The following is a 15,392-nucleotide window of genomic DNA, read 5'->3' on the forward strand; positions in this document are numbered from 1 at the left end:
AGCTTAAGCCGATTTTCTTATTGTAAATCCATCGCTTAGTGTAGTTCAGGAATGAACATCTCACGACTTAATTTAGCTAGGTTATCTAGATTTCGGGGAGAAGAATCTTGACGATACTTTACTTATCTTTACGACTACCTGCCTATACGTCTTGATTAAATCGCAGTATAAAATAATAACGATTACTTACTTCACATCTTTTATGAAACTCAAGAAAAAATGGCTCGCATTGTGTGGTGTTCTTCTCGCTGGTGCGGCTGGAGTGTACTTTTTACAACCTCCGGAAGAACTCTCTTCTTATGCCACAGAAACGGTACGCAAAGGGAACATTGAAAAAGCCGTTTTGGCGAATGGAATGTTGCAGGCATCGAAGCTGGTTAATGTTGGTGCTCAGGTCTCAGGACAGATTCAAAGTTTGGCGGTCAGTCTCGGTGACGAGATAAAACAAGACGATCTTATTGCCCAAATTGACAGCCTGACTCAACAAAATAGCCTCAAAGAGGCGCAAGCATCTCTGAACAGTCTTAACGCGCAATACAAAGCAAAGCAGGCTGAAATCAAACAGGCAAACTACGAGTATGTGCGTCAAAAAGGCATGCTAGCGGCAAAAGCGAGCTCAAGAGCTGATTTTGAAAATGCAGAAGCCTCATTAGCGATCTACAAAGCAGAACTTGCACAGCTCGATGCCGAAATTGAAAAAGCCAAGATTAATGTCGACAGTGCTAAAGTCGATTTAGGTTATACGACCATTAATGCGCCGATGGATGGCACCGTGGTTTACACCTCTGTTGAAGAAGGACAAACCGTCAACGCCAATCAGACCACTCCAACCATTATCGAACTTGCCAAGCTGGATACGATGACGGTAAAAGCTGAAATCTCGGAAGCAGATGTTATCTTCGTTCATCCCGGTCAAACGGCGGTGTTCACAATTCTTGGTCAACCTAATCAGCAATATCAGGGAGTCTTACGCGCTATTGAGCCTGGGCCAACGATTATGGATGGTGATGACAGTGATTTAACGATCTCTGATAGTGATGCTATCTATTACAACGCCGTTTTTGATGTTGATAACCCGCAAGGTGTTCTGCGCATCGGTATGACGGCTCAAGTCTCGATTGTTCTGGAAGAATCTCAAGATACACTCATTATCCCGGCGCAAGTACTGCAAAAATCGGTTGGCAAAAACGCTTATATGGTTCCGGTTCTGGAAAACGGTCAAGTGGTGCAAAAGCCGGTTAAAGTCGGTATCAATAATAAAGTGAATGTTGAAATTCTTTCTGGCCTGCAGGAAGGCGATCAAGTGGTATTGGGCACAGCAACGGCAGGTGGTTCGTCAAGTAGCAGACGCCCTGGACCTCCAATGGGGTTATAAGATGAGCCAAGTTCTATTAAAAGTAGAGGACTTAAGCCGGAGTTTTGTGTCCGGTGATGAGTCACTTACCGTACTTAATCACATCAATTTAGAGATTAAGCGCGGTGAGATGGTGGCTATCGTTGGTGCCTCTGGTTCTGGTAAGTCCACGCTGATGAATGTACTGGGCTGTTTGGATCAACCTACGAGTGGCCGTTATTTCATTAATGGTCAAGACGTTTCGACGCTGGAGTCTGATGATCTGGCTGAGCTAAGACGTGAATATTTTGGCTTTATCTTTCAAAGATATCATTTGCTTGGCGATTTAACGGCTGTGGGTAACGTGGAAGTTCCTGCGGTGTATGCGGGTGTTCCTCATCGTCAACGAGAAGAGCGTGCCAAATCATTGCTGACACGGCTGGGGCTTGGAGAGCGCCTGACTCACAAACCGAGCCAATTAAGTGGTGGCCAACAGCAGCGCGTGAGTGTCGCGCGTGCGCTGATGAATGGCGGTGAAGTTATTCTGGCGGATGAACCGACGGGAGCGCTGGACAGCCACAGTGGTGAAGAGATGATGGCTCTGCTCAAAGAGCTACACCAGCTTGGGCACACTATCATTCTCGTCACTCATGATATGAATGTGGCGAATTTTGCTGACCGAATTATCGAAATCAAAGATGGGGAGATCATCTCCGATAAACAAAACGTCAGTGAAGCCAAAAATGCTCAGGCAGAAGTGAAGAAACAATCGCAGCAGGATGCCAGTAAATGGTGGAAGTGGGATAGTTTCGTTGATGCATTAAAAATGGCGTTGCTCGCTATGTCCAGCCATCGAATGCGCACGTTTTTGACCATGCTAGGGATCATCATTGGCATTGCATCCGTCGTATCGGTGGTCGCTCTCGGTAACGGTACTCAGCAACAGATTTTGTCGAATATTGCTTCTATGGGCACCAACACCATTGATATCAGGCCCGGAACCGGTTTTGGTGACAGACGCTCAGGAAGAATTCGGACTCTGACCGCGGATGATGCTGAATCACTAAAGAGCCTGCCATTTGTGGATAGTGTAACGCCTTCAATTTCGAACAGCTTAACCGTTCGATACGCCAACCAAGATGCGTCGGCAACCATCGAGGGTGTGGGTGAAGATTATTTCCGCGTTCGTGGCTATGAGATTGCTCAGGGTCAGTTTTGGGATGAAGATAGTGTCAGTTCACTCGCACAAGAAGCGGTGATTGACGACAACACCAGAAAAGAGATGTTCGCTGATCGAAGCCCGATAGGTGAAGTGATATTCCTTGGCTCACTGCCAGTGCGAATTGTTGGCGTTACGCAAAAGAAAGATGATGCATTTGGTAACAGTGAAGCACTTAAAATCTGGGTGCCATACACCACGATGTCTGGCCGTATGATGGGACAACGCTATTTGAATGGCATTACTGTCAGGATTGATGAAAATGCCTCTAGCAGCGCCGCCGAGCAAAGCATCATCAGCTTGCTGAAAATGCGCCATGGCACTGAAGATTTCTTTACCATCAACACAGACACAATTCGTCAAAATATTGAGAAGACGACGGCCACGATGACGCTGCTCATCTCTGCGATTGCGGTGATTTCTCTTATCGTTGGGGGGATCGGAGTGATGAATATCATGTTGGTATCAGTCACCGAACGGACCAAAGAGATTGGTGTACGAATGGCGGTTGGTGCAAGGCAGGCAGATATTCTCAGGCAATTCTTGATTGAAGCCGTACTGGTCTGTTTGTGCGGCGGTATAACGGGGATTGGTTTAGCGTTTTTGATTGGCTTCGCGTTTAGCTCATCAGGCAGCAGTTTCCAAATGATCTATTCGATGAACTCTATCATTGCGGCATTTATCTGTTCGACTCTGATTGGTATTGCGTTTGGTTTCTTACCTGCGCGTAACGCCGCAAAACTCGATCCAATTGAAGCACTAGCGAGAGACTAGCATGACGAATACAATAAAATTTAAAACTCGCTTTCTTGCCGTCGCATTAGGCGCAGCCTTGCTTGCTGGGTGTGGCTCAATGATGCGTTCTGATTATCAGGCACCTGAAGTTCAGGTGCCGACAAACTGGCAGCAGGTGCATGTCGCTGGTGATGTCAGTATCGACCCATGGTGGCTGGCGTTTAATGACCCAAACCTGAATAGTTACATCAATAAAGTACTTCAGGAAAATAACGATCTGGAAGTCGCGACGCTGACACTGAAAAAAGCACGTTTGCAATTAGGGTTAGCGAAAGATGACCTGTTTCCGACATTCAGCTCATCGACTTCTGCTCAGGTCGAAAAGTGGCTAGACAGTGGTGAATCGGGTGACAGTTACAGCACGAATTTAACTGTCGGTTACGAGTTGGATTTGTGGGGTAAGGTCTCTGCTGATATCGATGCAGCAAAATGGGCGGCAATGGCGAGCAAAGAAGATCGCGAAGCCACGGCTCAAAGTTTGGTGGCGACCACCGCTTCACTTTACTGGCAAATTGGTTATCTTAAGCAGCGATTGCAACTTGGCCAAAATAACATTGATGATGCACAGCAAACCCTGAATCTGATTCAAAGGCAGTATCAGCTGGGTGCGGTTGATCAGCTTGATGTGCTGGAAGCGAAAAGTTCACTGGCAAGTTTGCAAGCGCAGCAGAGTGAGTTCGAACAGAGCTTGTTAGAGGCGAATAACGCCTTTGCCATCTTATTCAATCAGCCTCCTCAGAGTATGAGTGACACTATTCGCATGTTACCGGATGGAAGCGTTCCGTCGCTCAATGTAGGTGTTCCTGCCGATCTGTTGATTCGTCGACCTGATGTAAAAGCCGCGATTTATGACGTGAAATCTGCTCTGGCAAACAAAGATGCCGCTGATCTTGATTACTTACCGGAGCTGACGTTAACGGGAGCGCTAGGTGGTTCTTCAGAGGCATTAAAAGACTTGCTTTCTAACCCCGTAGGCACGTTAGGCGCAGACATCACATTGCCATTTCTGCAATGGAACGAAATGGAGAACAACAAGGCTATTGCGGATGTTGAGTACAAAACGGCTATCGTCAATTACCGCCAAGTGTTGTACACCGCATTCCAGGATGTGGAGAACGCACTGTCAGCACGCGAAAAGTTGATGTATCAATCTGATCGTTTGCAAGAGCAATATGATGCGGCCAGTGCCGCTGAGAAGATTTATGCTGCGCGATACCAGTATGGCTCTACTTCGATCATGGACTATTTAGATGCTCAGGAAAACACCAGAAACGCAGAAGCGTCTTTGCTTGAGAATCGATACAATCAATTCATTACTCAGGTAACGCTATATCAATCATTAGGTGGTACGGACATAGCGCCGTTGTAACTCCCCGCGTAAAAGTAGAAACATAAAATGGCCACGTTTTAGCGTGGCCATTTTTATCAAAGCTTAGAAATGGTGTTGTTCTAGGTTATTGCTACTCTCGAGCATTTTCTCCGCTACATAGCGGTGTGTTGCGGTTGTTGGGTGAGTGACGTCCCAGAAAACGAACTTCTCAGAACCAGAGGTTGCACACTCGGAGCGTAACGCATGTGAGTAGAGGTAATCCATTGAAGAGGAGCGGTTGATGTCCAAACAAGGCTCTGTTGCATTTACAAAGCCATGATCTTCGGGCGCTGAAGTCAGGGCTTCAAACAGCGCATATGTATCAAACAGTGTGATGTTGTAACCCTGCGCTTTGTAATATTTCTCCTGCTCTTTGATGAAATCATTCATCGCTAACACTTTTGCGCGAATCTTTTCGATTTCTTCCGGCGTAGAGTATTTGAACTGAGGCGCTTTCGTGGCATCTGGCAGCGTCATTAACAAAAAGTTGTTCGCTCCTGCATCCGTCAGGCGAATCAATGCTTCAGCGTAGTCCGATTTCACTTCTGCTACGCTACGGTCGTAATTCATGAAATCATTCAACCCAAACTCTAATGTGAATAAGGTATTGGCTGGATTGTAGTTTTTAGCCAGCTTTGCATAAGTTAAATAAGAAGAGACTTGCTCGCCAACACCTGTGAGTGCGATGTACTGATTTTCACCCGCAGCGCCACCGACAGCCCAGTTGTAAAGGGGTAGATTTTTGGCTTTCGCGATGTATTCCGTCCATACAAAGCCATTTGAAAAGTGGCCCAGAAACCAGCTGTTTGGATTAGGAAAGCGCCATAGTGAAGCATTAAAGATGTTACCGGTGTCAGATAAACTGTCCCCCAGAGCAACCACCTTATTGATTTGGTCCGGTTGCATCGCCGCATCGTTGCTCCAAATGGTATGGTTGTATGAGAAGCGATTATCAGCGGCAAAGAATGTGATATCAGCGTTTTCGTTAGCTAAATCCAGCGTAGACTCACATCGTTGGCGGATGACATTTTGAGTCGTGTTGGTATAAAACATGTTTTTAAACGAAACTGCACTCCACCAATAGCCGTCAATAGTGAAATAACTCCCATCTTCATTTTTTGCCCATTCCCAATCAGTGGCAACGTCATCTTTAGAATAACTAGTGCGATACCAACAGCGGACGTAAGTGTAAGTTTGGTTTTCTTGCGCACTGATCACTTCGGACGCCGAAACTTTTTCTGGAGATAATGCTGGCTGTTCAGCGATTGCAGAAGCAAACGGGAGCAACGCGGTTAACAGTGTGATTGTTCGTTTCATCTTTCACTCTTCTCGTTTTGGTTATTGTTCCAAGCAATTGGAAAAATACCGGGTTATAAAAGCAATCAAATGAGAATTTCTCTCACTACAATGTATAACCTTGAGTAAAAACTCTACATAGTCAACATCTGAATATTCAATATTTTCCTTTTGGCACCATGGTCAAAAAACGCATTCAGTATGGAAATGATAAAGGTAACCAAAATATAGAATAATTACTCAATAACATTAATTTAACATTCACTTTTTGTTTATATAAGTCTTTGCTTTATAAGTGTTTGTTTGTGTTTGTAATGCTAACTGAAAATGTTTATTGAATGATCTTTTGTACAAAAAATTACATTCATGAACCGAATTATTTGGCATTTTCAGGTGATGGGCTATAGCTGAGTCTCTCATGTGAACACCGAGTTGGTGATTTTTCATGAGGATATAGTGAATAAAAAATCAGCTCATATAAGGAATAGAGCAAATGCATTACACAACAACTAAAAAACAGGGCTTATTATCATTGTCTGCCTTGGCCGTTGCGCTAACGACTTCTTTGTCGGCGTATTCGGCACCACCGATGGGATTTGATGAATCCAAGTTACCGAAGAAATATATCGTCAAGTTTACTGAGGACGAGGCTGGTGGTTCTTCCATGCAAGGCAACGCATTTTGGGGGCCGCGAATAGCACAAGAGTCTGTTTTAAAACAGGTAAAAGCACGAAAAGTTGAGAAGCTGGGTAACCGTGCTATCTACAGCGTGGAAATCGATGCTGATGAACTCACGCAACTTCGCAACCGCAGCGATGTAGAATATGTCGAAGTCGATCCACCGCGTTACTTGCTCAGTGAAACGACACCATGGGGCTATAACGCAGTCAATGCTCAGCAGCTGGATGACTTTAATGCAGGCAATCGTACCGTGTGTATCATTGACTCTGGATACGATCTTTCACATAACGATCTTAGCGGCAACCGCGTAGCAGGCACAAACGACAGCGGTACGGGTTCATGGAGTGACCCAGGGAATAATAACGCTCACGGCACTCACGTTGCAGGTACGATCGCGGCAATTGCAAATACTGAGGGCGTTAAGGGAGTCATGCCAAATCAAAACGTCAATCTACACATTGTGAAAGTGTTTAACGAATCTGGCTGGGGTTACTCTTCTGGTTTAGTCAAAGCGATTCAAACGTGTGCAGATAACGGCGCAAACGTGGTGAATATGAGCCTCGGTGGTAGCCAATCTAGCCGAACCGAGCAAAATGCACTGCAAGATATTTATGACCAAGGTGTTCTTCTTATTGCAGCTGCGGGCAATGATGGCAATACGGCACACAGTTACCCGGCATCTTACGATTCGGTCATGTCGATTGCGGCCGTTGATAATCAAAATGATCATGCTGCGTTTTCTCAAGCGACGGATCAGGTTGAAGTCGCCGGACCGGGTGTTGCTATCCTTTCTACCGTTACCGTCGGTGAGGGTAAACTGTCGGACATCACTCTTAATGGTGTAAGCCAGTTTGATCGCGGTATCGTTCCTCACAATCGTTTGATTAATAACGGCACGTCTTATGTACCGGATCCTGTGGCAGGAGCGGTGACGGCTACCTTAGAAAGTTGTGATGTCTCTGGTGGTAATTTTAATTGCGGTGATATGTCAGAAAAAATCTGTTTGGCTGAGCGTATTGGTAACCAATCTTCAGGTAATTACCCAGAAGTGGACGCTGTGCAAGCTTGTTACAATGCAGGCGCTAGTGCTGCAATTGTGTACAGTAATACGGAATTACCTGGTTTACAAAATCCGTTTTTAGTTGACCAGAATAATGCATATCGCATGGTATCAGTGACTGTTGATCGATCATTTGGTCAAGAGCTGCTTGGCTACGTAGGGCAAGATATCACTGTGTCCACAACGACAGGTGAAGACTACGAGTACTACAATGGTACATCGATGGCGACACCTCACGTGACTGGCGTGGCGGGCTTGGTATGGAGCTACCACCCAACGTGTACTGCGGCACAAGTGCGTAATGCTCTCGTTCAAACCGCGACAGATATCGATGTGGCAGGTAGAGACAACCGTACTGGCCACGGCTTAGTCAATGCAGAAGCGGCGAAGCTGTTCCTGGATGCAGGCTGTAACGGCCCTGATGGCGGAGGCAGCGCTTCAGAATCAAGCTACTCAAACACGGATCCTGTGGCGATTCCTGATAACAAAGCATCAGGGGCAATCAGCGCGCTCGATGTCGATCGCTCTGGTGATTCAGGCACGGTGAGTATTGACGTTGATATTAGCCATACTTACATCGGCGACCTGCGAGTGACGCTGACTTCACCAACGGGTGGACAAGTTGTGCTGCATGACAATACGGGCGGAAGTGCTAACGACATCAAAACCACTTTCCAAGCGGATTTCTCTGGTTTTGAATCACAAGGTTCGTGGGAACTAAAAGCCGTAGACAGTGCCAGAAGAGACACAGGCACAATCAACAGCTGGACTCTGACTTTTCAATAAGGAGTGGCCATGAAGAAGTCGACCTTACTTTCTCTGTCTGCGGTGGGTGCTACCGCACTATTGGCAATCGGACTGAGTTCGGCCAGCTTGGCGAACAATCAAGGATTTCCGCTCGTGGATGAACGTTCTGAACAAGCTGAGCAACAACCTGCGCGTTACTTTGTAAAGTATCACAAGGGGAAAGAAAGCGAAGTGAGAGCACTTCTTCGTCAGCATAACCTTGACGTGGTCGATGCTTTGGTGAAGCAACAGGTACTAGTAGTGAGCGGCGAACAAGCGGACGTTGATAAGCTATCTGGTAACGAATCGGTTGAATACACTGAGCAAGAACCAACGCGAAAGCTATTGTCTCAATAAGATAGCCTCAATAAGAGAAACGCCCCGCTAAAAAGAGGGGCGTTTTTTCTGCTTATTAGACGAATTAAGGACGCTCACCAGCTTCCAAACGACGCTCGATATCTGCAATCACTTCTGGTAGATCTGCGATAGTGTCAACCAAGTAATGAGGTGAACTTTTGATAAGTTTTGCGCGTGCTTTCTCACGGGCAGCATCTAGCGTTGCTTCGTCTGCCGCTTGATACTCTTCAAATGTAAGACCTGCTTCGTTCCCCGAAAGTAGAAGGCCCACCGTCCACATGCCAGCGTTATGACCCTCGAAGATACCCGGTGCAGAGTCGTCCACTTTGATACACGCATTTACATCTGTCACGCCAAGTTCTATAACGTTTTTCAGTGCCATAAATGGCGCAGGGCGTCCTCCCTGTGGCAGGTCATCGGTTGCGACTACGTAGTCAGGCTGGTAACCGTAATCTGCGGCAACAGGAATAAGCACGTCCATCACTTCACGCGGGTAACCAGAGCAAGAGCCGATTTTAATGCCCTTGGCTTTTAGGTTGTTGACCACGTCAATTGCGTTGAGGATAGGCGCAGCGTGGTCCGCAACTTTCGCTTTTTGAAGAGGCATAAATGCCGCGTAAATTGCGTCGATGTCTTCGCTGGTCATCGAGCGACCGAACTTCTCGTTCCAGCGCTTATCAACCGCAGGAATACGGCCAACCGCCTGGATGTGGTCCCATTTGCCCAGCCCCATCGGTTCTCGCGCTTCTTCAAGGTTAATATCAAAATCAAAGCCTTGCTTAAACGCTTCGACGAAGATGCTGGTAGGTGCAAAGGAACCGAAGTCGACGATAGTGCCTGCCCAGTCAAAGATGACTGCTTGAATTGGTGAGTTGCTCATGGTCAATCCTTTTATTGCTTGTCAAAGTGCGCTCTGGCGCTTTGGATAACGTAGGTTTCGTAAAGGTCAGAAGACCTTACAGGTAGTTAAAGTCTTTACTTACTTTGGCGATGGCTTCTTCAAATATTGCCATCGCCTGCGTTAATTGTTCTCGAGTGATGACCAGTGGTGGGCTAAGTTGAATCACATTGCCTTGTGAGACCTTAAAGCTCACGCCATTGTTCAGGCATTGGTACAACACAGCTTCTGCTTCATCAAACGCGCGCTGTTTAGTTTCATGGTCCGTAACCAGTTCTACCCCCCACAGCATGCCGATGCCGCGAACGTCACCAATTACCGGGTACTTAGCTTTCATCTCGAGTAACTTTTCGCGCATGAATTGGCCGTCGGCTTTCGCTTTATCAAGCAGGTTTTCTTGTTCAATGACTTCCATGGTTGCCAGTGCTGCGGCACAACCGATAGGGCTTTTCTCATGGGTGTAGTGACCCATCGAGATTTGCTCAGCCGTGTTGTATTTATCTTTGGTGACCATGGCTGCGATTGGTACTAAACCACCGCCTAAACCTTTACCGATACACAGAATATCTGGCTCGATATCGTAAGCCTGATAAGTAAACCATTCGCCACTGCGACCCATGCCGTTGGGAATGTCGTCGATGATCAGCATGACGTTATGTTTGTCACAAATTTCCCGAATGCGTTTCCAGTAGGCTTTACTAGGCACTTGAACATCGGTATTTCTCACCGCTTCAGCAATGAACGCACCAACGCCACCTTCTTTCTCGATCACGTACTCAAGGTAGTCGGCGTAATGCACATCATGACCATCTGGTGATGGAAGGGCTCCCCGGTAAGAAACCGCTGGTGGAATTCGCTCCACGCCAGCCATTAATGGCCCCATACCGTGACGAAAACAGGCTTCACCACCAACTGAAATCGCATCTAAAGATGCACCATGGAAAGAATCCCACAGTGACACCACTTTATAGTTACCCGTGATGTGACGAGCCAGTTTAAGCGCCATGCCTATTGCTGATGTTCCACCCGGAGCAAACAAAACGCGGTTTAACTCTCCACCACAAATTTGCGTCAGTTTTTCTGCGCACTCAATCGCGGTTTCGTTGGTAAAACGGCGAGGCGAAAACGGCAACTTAGCGATTTGTTCCTGCACCCGTTCAATAACATGCGGGTGTCCATAACCAAGCTGGTGAACGTTGTTCCCATGAAAATCCATATACTTTTTGCCGTTAGCATCTTGGATGTAGATGCCTTCTGCTGCCTCTAATGTATCGAGACACGGCGTCGACATGGCTTGATGCAGAAATACGTCGGAGTCACGCTTCAATAGAGTTTGCGTGCGTTCGTCGTCCATTGATTCATTCCACACTTGGCGAGCGGGCGTTGTATTGACGTCGCCTTCGCTACGGAAATGCGTTGGCTTTACACTCTGACTCATCGTGATTTATCTCAGCTCGCCAACTTTTGATCTGGTTGGTTTTGCCAGTACATCGCGTTTTTTACCGCCCCGATCAGACGCTCAATATCTACTGGATACACTTCACCAATGTTGCCAATGCGGAAGCAATCTGCGTTTGATACTTTGCCTGGATAAATTACGAAGCCTTGCTCTTTCAAACGCATGTAGAACGTTTTGAACTGGTAATCGCTGTGTGTTGGCGAGTAGAAAGAAGTGATGACAGGTGAATGTAGATCGTCATTGAGTAGTGGTTCGAAACCAAGTGAACGCATACCCGCTACCAGCGTTTTCTGGTTGGTTTGGTATCGCTGATGACGGGCTTCTACGCCGCCTTCTTGTTCCAGTTCTAGCAATGCTTGATAGAAAGCTCGCACCGTGTGAGTCGGAGAAGTAAAACGCCATTTACCGTGGTTGACTTCCATGCAGTGCCATTGGTCATATAGGTCGAGGCTGAGTGAACGTGCCTGGCCTTTGCATTTTTCAAGCTCGCTCTGCTTTGCAATCACAAAACCGAAGCCCGGAACGCCTTGAATACACTTGTTCGCTGAGCTGATCATAAAGTCGATACCAAGATCGGCGATATCCATTGGAATGCCGCCAAAGCTCGACATGGCATCGAGAATGACGACTTTACCGTGCGCTTTCGCGACCGATGCAAAATCGGCGATAGGGTTGAGCATGCCAGTGGTTGTTTCGCAGTGAACAATCGCCACGTGCGTGATAGTAGGATCCGATGCCAATGCAGTTTCCACTTCGTTCAAGTGTGGCTGTGATGTTTCGCCAGGGGAAACCACATGGCATGGAATATTCAGATATTCGGCGATTTGAGCGATGCGAGCACCATAGGCACCATTGTCGACGACAAGCAGTTTGCCATCTTTACCAATCGCGCTACCAATGGTTGCTTCTACCGATGCAGTGCCACTACCTTGCATTAATACGCTGGTGTAGCCGTCTTTTTTTGTTGCTAGCTTGACGAGCTTCGTGCGGATCACTTCTACGATATCTTTATTGTAGTCATCGTCCCATGTGCACCAGTCTTTCAACATTGCTTCACGCACGCCTTCAGAGGTAGATAAAGGGCCAGGGGTCAGTAGCAGGTATTCGTTTTTCATTTCTCTTTCCGTCAGAATTAATTTATTGGTCTACACCAAAATATGAAATTAACTTTAGCAGGTGAGAAAAAGGCACGTAAATAGTCGATCGATGAATTTCATAAAACTTTAACATGCCAAATTTAATGGTTAAAAGAAGGGCGATTTGAAGAAAGTTTTCGTAAAACTGCCATTTAACGATCATGAATTCGTCACATTGGGTCAGTAGGGTAATGAACGTCAACTGGTACAGACCAAAATGAATACTTAGCCAAATTAACTGGAGAAAATGATGAAAAACCGTTTGATGAAAGGATCGCTGGCTGCGCTTGTATCTCTGCTAGCTACTAATGCAATGGCTGCACAGGAAGTGACGGTTTACACCGCTTTCGAAACTGACATTCTTGCTAAATACAAGTCTGCGTTTGAGAAAGACAACCCAGATATCAAGATTAAGTGGGTTCGCGACTCAACAGGTATCATGACGGCGAAATTGCTGGCAGAAAAGAATAATCCTCAGGCAGAAGTCGTGTGGGGTCTTGCTGGATCGTCAATGGCACTACTGAAAGAAGAAGGCCTGTTAAAGGCTTACCAACCTGCAGGCTTGGCAGATCTTCATGCGAACCTTAATGACCCTCAATCCAATCAAGCGTGGTTCGGTAACGATGCGTTCTTTAACGCAGTTTGTTTCAACGAAGCGGTTGCCAAACAACTTAACCTGCCTAAGCCAACGTCTTGGGAAGACCTCACTAAGCCAGTTTATAAAGGTCACATTGCCATGCCGAACCCTGCATCCTCTGGCACGGGTTACATGCAGGTTTCTGCTTGGCTGCAAAACATGGGTGAAGATCAGGCATGGAACTACATGCGTGACTTAGACAAAAACATTGCTCACTACACACACTCTGGTTCTAAGCCATGTGTTCAGGCGGGAATGGGCGAAGTGGCTATCGGTATATCTATGGCAAGCCGTGGCGCGAAGCTGAAAACTCAGGGCGCACCTTTGTCAGTGATCACTCCGAAAGGCATCGGCTGGGAATCAGAAGCGGTAGGTCTGGTTAAAGAGTCAGATGCGGCGAAGCGCGTGGTTGACTGGTCCATTTCGAAAGCAGCGAATGAGCTATACGTAGAAATGTACCCTGTTGTCGCTCACAAAGACGTGAAAGCGACGGTATCTAATTTCCCGAATGTTCAAGAAAACATGGCGAAGATGGACTTTGCACAAATGGGCAGTAAGCGTGCAGAAATTCTAGCGGCATGGTCTGAGAAATTTGACGCGAAATCAGAGCCAAAATCGTAATATTCTGCGCATACAAGATTTTACTGGGGAGAGCGATTGCTCTCCCTTTTTGCATCTTGTTCAAAGTAAAGGCACATTAATGGCTGGATAGGCGTATAGAAAAGAGGGAGTGAATGAAAGTCCAACGAATAAACGCAGAGCAGACACTACAACTTCGGCAACAGGTTTTATGGCCCAACCAAAGCATCGAGTTTTGCAAGGTGGCAGAAGATGAAACTGGCTATCATTACGGAGGATATGTTGATGGGGATTTGGTGGGTGTCGCTTCCGTATTTTTTAGTGAAGGATCGGCAAGGTTAAGGAAATTTGCTGTATCTCCAAGTCTGCAAGGGAGGGGATTAGGCTCATTGATGTTGGAGACCATGATCGCGGATGCCAAAGTGCTAAACGCAGAAATATTTTGGTGCGACGCTCGTGAGTCCGCGCTAGGGATTTATCAGAAGTTTGGATTACAGAAAGAGGGTGAACGCTTTTATAAATCCGACATCCCATATTTCAAGATGAGTCTGGATTTAAGCGTGTAAATTGAGGGCTTTCATCAGTTTGTCATCTTCTGGCTATAAATTTGTCATTGGAACGTAACACTCCAAACCTAAAATTGGTATATACCATTTGGAGTGTGTGTTATGTCAACTAACCAACCTTATCTGAACATTGAAAATGTAGTGAAACAATTTGGACAGTTCACTGCATTAAAGCAAATCTCGCTGTCGATCAAAAAGGGCGAGTTCGTCTCTTTCTTAGGCCCGTCAGGCTGCGGTAAAACAACCTTGTTACGCGCAATTGCGGGTTTAGATTTGCCAACGTCTGGTGCGATCTTTCAAAACGGTCAAGAGACGACATTTCTACCACCAGAAAAGCGTGACTTTGGCATCGTATTTCAGTCTTACGCGCTGTTCCCTAATCTGACTGTTCAAGAAAACATTGCGATGGGTTTGAAGAACCAAGGCATGTCGACCAAAGACGCCCTGGAGAAAGTTGATCAGTGGCTTGAGACAATAGGATTACCCACTTCGGGCCAGAAATTCCCTAACCAATTGTCGGGCGGTCAGCAGCAGCGTGTTGCTTTAGCGCGTGCACTTGCTTTATCTCCCGGTCTGCTGCTTCTTGATGAGCCTTTATCTGCGTTGGATGCGAAAGTGCGTGTTCACTTACGTGATGAAATTTGTAAGCTGCAACGCAAACTGGGTATTACCACCATTATGGTGACCCATGATCAGGACGAAGCGTTGTCGATGGCAGACCGAATTGTCGTGATGAATCATGGTGTGATTGAGCAGGTAGGGACGCCGCAAGAGATTTATCAAATGCCAGCGACGCGTTTTGTGGCAGAGTTTGTCGGCAGCATGAACTTCATTGAGACATCCGTCGTTACTGAGTCTCAGGTACGTATTGCAGAGACTTTGTTACCACTACCAAATTTAACGAATTATGAGATTAAACGCGGTGACCGTTTTGATCTTGCTGTGCGACCTGAGAACATCAAGTTTGTTGAAAACTACCGCAATTCGCTTCCGGTTCGCATTACAGCAAGCGAGTTTTTGGGGGCGTTTTTCCGAGTAGATTGCGAACTGCAGAACTCCGGCCAGGCGAAGCCAATCGTTGTTGATGTCCCAGTGGAAACCGTGCAAAACCTCAATATTCGTATCGGTGATATTCGTTATATCCAGTTCTCGGAAACTGGCTTACACGCCTATGCCATTCCTTCTAAGGGTAAAGCCTTCAAAAAAGCGTTGGCGGCGTAG

The 15,392-nt window shown here is 46.5% G+C and carries 12 protein-coding genes; 8 read left to right on the forward strand and 4 right to left on the reverse strand.

Going from position 1 to position 15,392, the window contains the following annotated elements; genetic code table 11:
• Positions 1-202: 202 nt before the first annotated feature.
• From macA to V1U08_RS13065, 3 genes are read left to right on the forward strand one after another with little or no spacing between them, the layout of a single operon-like run.
• A complete protein-coding gene (macA, locus tag V1U08_RS13055; protein WP_330470750.1) occupies positions 203-1,375 on the forward strand; it encodes a macrolide transporter subunit MacA in 1,173 nt (390 codons plus the stop codon).
• 1 nt (position 1,376) lies between these two features.
• Positions 1,377-3,326: a MacB family efflux pump subunit gene (locus V1U08_RS13060; protein ID WP_065303248.1), complete on the forward strand. Its 1,950-nt coding sequence runs from the start codon at positions 1,377-1,379 to the stop codon at positions 3,324-3,326.
• Between the two features lies 1 nt (position 3,327).
• Positions 3,328-4,716, forward strand: a complete 1,389-nt coding sequence (locus V1U08_RS13065) for an efflux transporter outer membrane subunit (protein ID WP_330470751.1) — start codon at positions 3,328-3,330, stop codon at positions 4,714-4,716.
• Positions 4,717-4,779: 63 nt separating this feature from the next.
• Here V1U08_RS13065 and V1U08_RS13070 read toward each other — a convergent pair whose 3' ends face one another.
• Entirely contained in the window at positions 4,780-6,033 is a 1,254-nt protein-coding gene (locus tag V1U08_RS13070) for an SGNH/GDSL hydrolase family protein (RefSeq protein WP_330470752.1), read from the reverse strand.
• A 472-nt stretch (positions 6,034-6,505) separates the two neighbouring features.
• Between V1U08_RS13070 and V1U08_RS13075 the strand changes: the two genes are divergently transcribed.
• Both V1U08_RS13075 and V1U08_RS13080 read left to right on the forward strand, forming a co-directional pair.
• A complete protein-coding gene (locus V1U08_RS13075; RefSeq protein ID WP_065303251.1) occupies positions 6,506-8,539 on the forward strand; it encodes a S8 family serine peptidase in 2,034 nt (677 codons plus the stop codon).
• 9 nt (positions 8,540-8,548) lie between these two features.
• Positions 8,549-8,896: an ATPase gene (locus tag V1U08_RS13080; protein ID WP_330470753.1), complete on the forward strand. Its 348-nt coding sequence runs from the start codon at positions 8,549-8,551 to the stop codon at positions 8,894-8,896.
• A 64-nt stretch (positions 8,897-8,960) separates the two neighbouring features.
• Here V1U08_RS13080 and phnX read toward each other — a convergent pair whose 3' ends face one another.
• The 3 genes from phnX to phnW all read right to left on the reverse strand — a co-directional run bounded on the left by phnX (position 8,961) and on the right by phnW (position 12,368).
• Positions 8,961-9,776: a phosphonoacetaldehyde hydrolase gene (gene phnX / locus V1U08_RS13085; RefSeq protein ID WP_065300702.1), complete on the reverse strand. Its 816-nt coding sequence runs from the start codon at positions 9,774-9,776 to the stop codon at positions 8,961-8,963.
• 76 nt (positions 9,777-9,852) lie between these two features.
• The gene (locus V1U08_RS13090; protein WP_330470754.1) at positions 9,853-11,232 is read right to left on the reverse strand and encodes an aspartate aminotransferase family protein; all 1,380 of its coding nucleotides are present in this window, start codon (positions 11,230-11,232) and stop codon (positions 9,853-9,855) included.
• A gap of 11 nt (positions 11,233-11,243) precedes the next feature.
• Positions 11,244-12,368 carry a 2-aminoethylphosphonate--pyruvate transaminase gene (gene phnW, locus V1U08_RS13095; protein WP_118120730.1) on the reverse strand — a complete coding sequence of 375 codons (1,125 nt, stop codon included), beginning with the start codon at positions 12,366-12,368 and terminating at the stop codon, positions 11,244-11,246.
• A 268-nt stretch (positions 12,369-12,636) separates the two neighbouring features.
• Between phnW and V1U08_RS13100 the strand changes: the two genes are divergently transcribed.
• From V1U08_RS13100 to V1U08_RS13110, 3 genes are all read left to right on the forward strand, one after another.
• Positions 12,637-13,647, forward strand: a complete 1,011-nt coding sequence (locus V1U08_RS13100) for a putative 2-aminoethylphosphonate ABC transporter substrate-binding protein (protein ID WP_239948129.1) — start codon at positions 12,637-12,639, stop codon at positions 13,645-13,647.
• Positions 13,648-13,760: 113 nt separating this feature from the next.
• Complete coding sequence (locus V1U08_RS13105) at positions 13,761-14,171, forward strand: GNAT family N-acetyltransferase (RefSeq protein ID WP_118120728.1); 411 nt, start codon at positions 13,761-13,763, stop codon at positions 14,169-14,171.
• 102 nt (positions 14,172-14,273) lie between these two features.
• A complete protein-coding gene (locus V1U08_RS13110) occupies positions 14,274-15,392 on the forward strand; it encodes a putative 2-aminoethylphosphonate ABC transporter ATP-binding protein (protein ID WP_330470755.1) in 1,119 nt (372 codons plus the stop codon).

The sequence above is a fragment of the Vibrio sp. YYF0003 genome (assembly GCF_036350715.1).
GTDB classification, from domain to species: Bacteria; Pseudomonadota; Gammaproteobacteria; order Enterobacterales; family Vibrionaceae; genus Vibrio; species Vibrio natriegens.

What these genes read in the sequence shown, in the direction of transcription:
- macA (WP_330470750.1), top strand. Translation starts at nt 203, where the DNA reads ATGAAACTCAAGAAAAAATGGCTCGCATTGTGTGGTGTTCTTCTCGCT.
- V1U08_RS13060 (WP_065303248.1), top strand. Translation starts at nt 1,377, where the DNA reads ATGAGCCAAGTTCTATTAAAAGTAGAGGACTTAAGCCGGAGTTTTGTG.
- V1U08_RS13065 (WP_330470751.1), top strand. Translation starts at nt 3,328, where the DNA reads ATGACGAATACAATAAAATTTAAAACTCGCTTTCTTGCCGTCGCATTA.
- V1U08_RS13070 (WP_330470752.1), bottom strand. Translation starts at nt 6,033, where the DNA reads ATGAAACGAACAATCACACTGTTAACCGCGTTGCTCCCGTTTGCTTCT.
- V1U08_RS13075 (WP_065303251.1), top strand. Translation starts at nt 6,506, where the DNA reads ATGCATTACACAACAACTAAAAAACAGGGCTTATTATCATTGTCTGCC.
- V1U08_RS13080 (WP_330470753.1), top strand. Translation starts at nt 8,549, where the DNA reads ATGAAGAAGTCGACCTTACTTTCTCTGTCTGCGGTGGGTGCTACCGCA.
- phnX (WP_065300702.1), bottom strand. Translation starts at nt 9,776, where the DNA reads ATGAGCAACTCACCAATTCAAGCAGTCATCTTTGACTGGGCAGGCACT.
- V1U08_RS13090 (WP_330470754.1), bottom strand. Translation starts at nt 11,232, where the DNA reads ATGAGTCAGAGTGTAAAGCCAACGCATTTCCGTAGCGAAGGCGACGTC.
- phnW (WP_118120730.1), bottom strand. Translation starts at nt 12,368, where the DNA reads ATGAAAAACGAATACCTGCTACTGACCCCTGGCCCTTTATCTACCTCT.
- V1U08_RS13100 (WP_239948129.1), top strand. Translation starts at nt 12,637, where the DNA reads ATGATGAAAAACCGTTTGATGAAAGGATCGCTGGCTGCGCTTGTATCT.
- V1U08_RS13105 (WP_118120728.1), top strand. Translation starts at nt 13,761, where the DNA reads ATGAAAGTCCAACGAATAAACGCAGAGCAGACACTACAACTTCGGCAA.
- V1U08_RS13110 (WP_330470755.1), top strand. Translation starts at nt 14,274, where the DNA reads ATGTCAACTAACCAACCTTATCTGAACATTGAAAATGTAGTGAAACAA.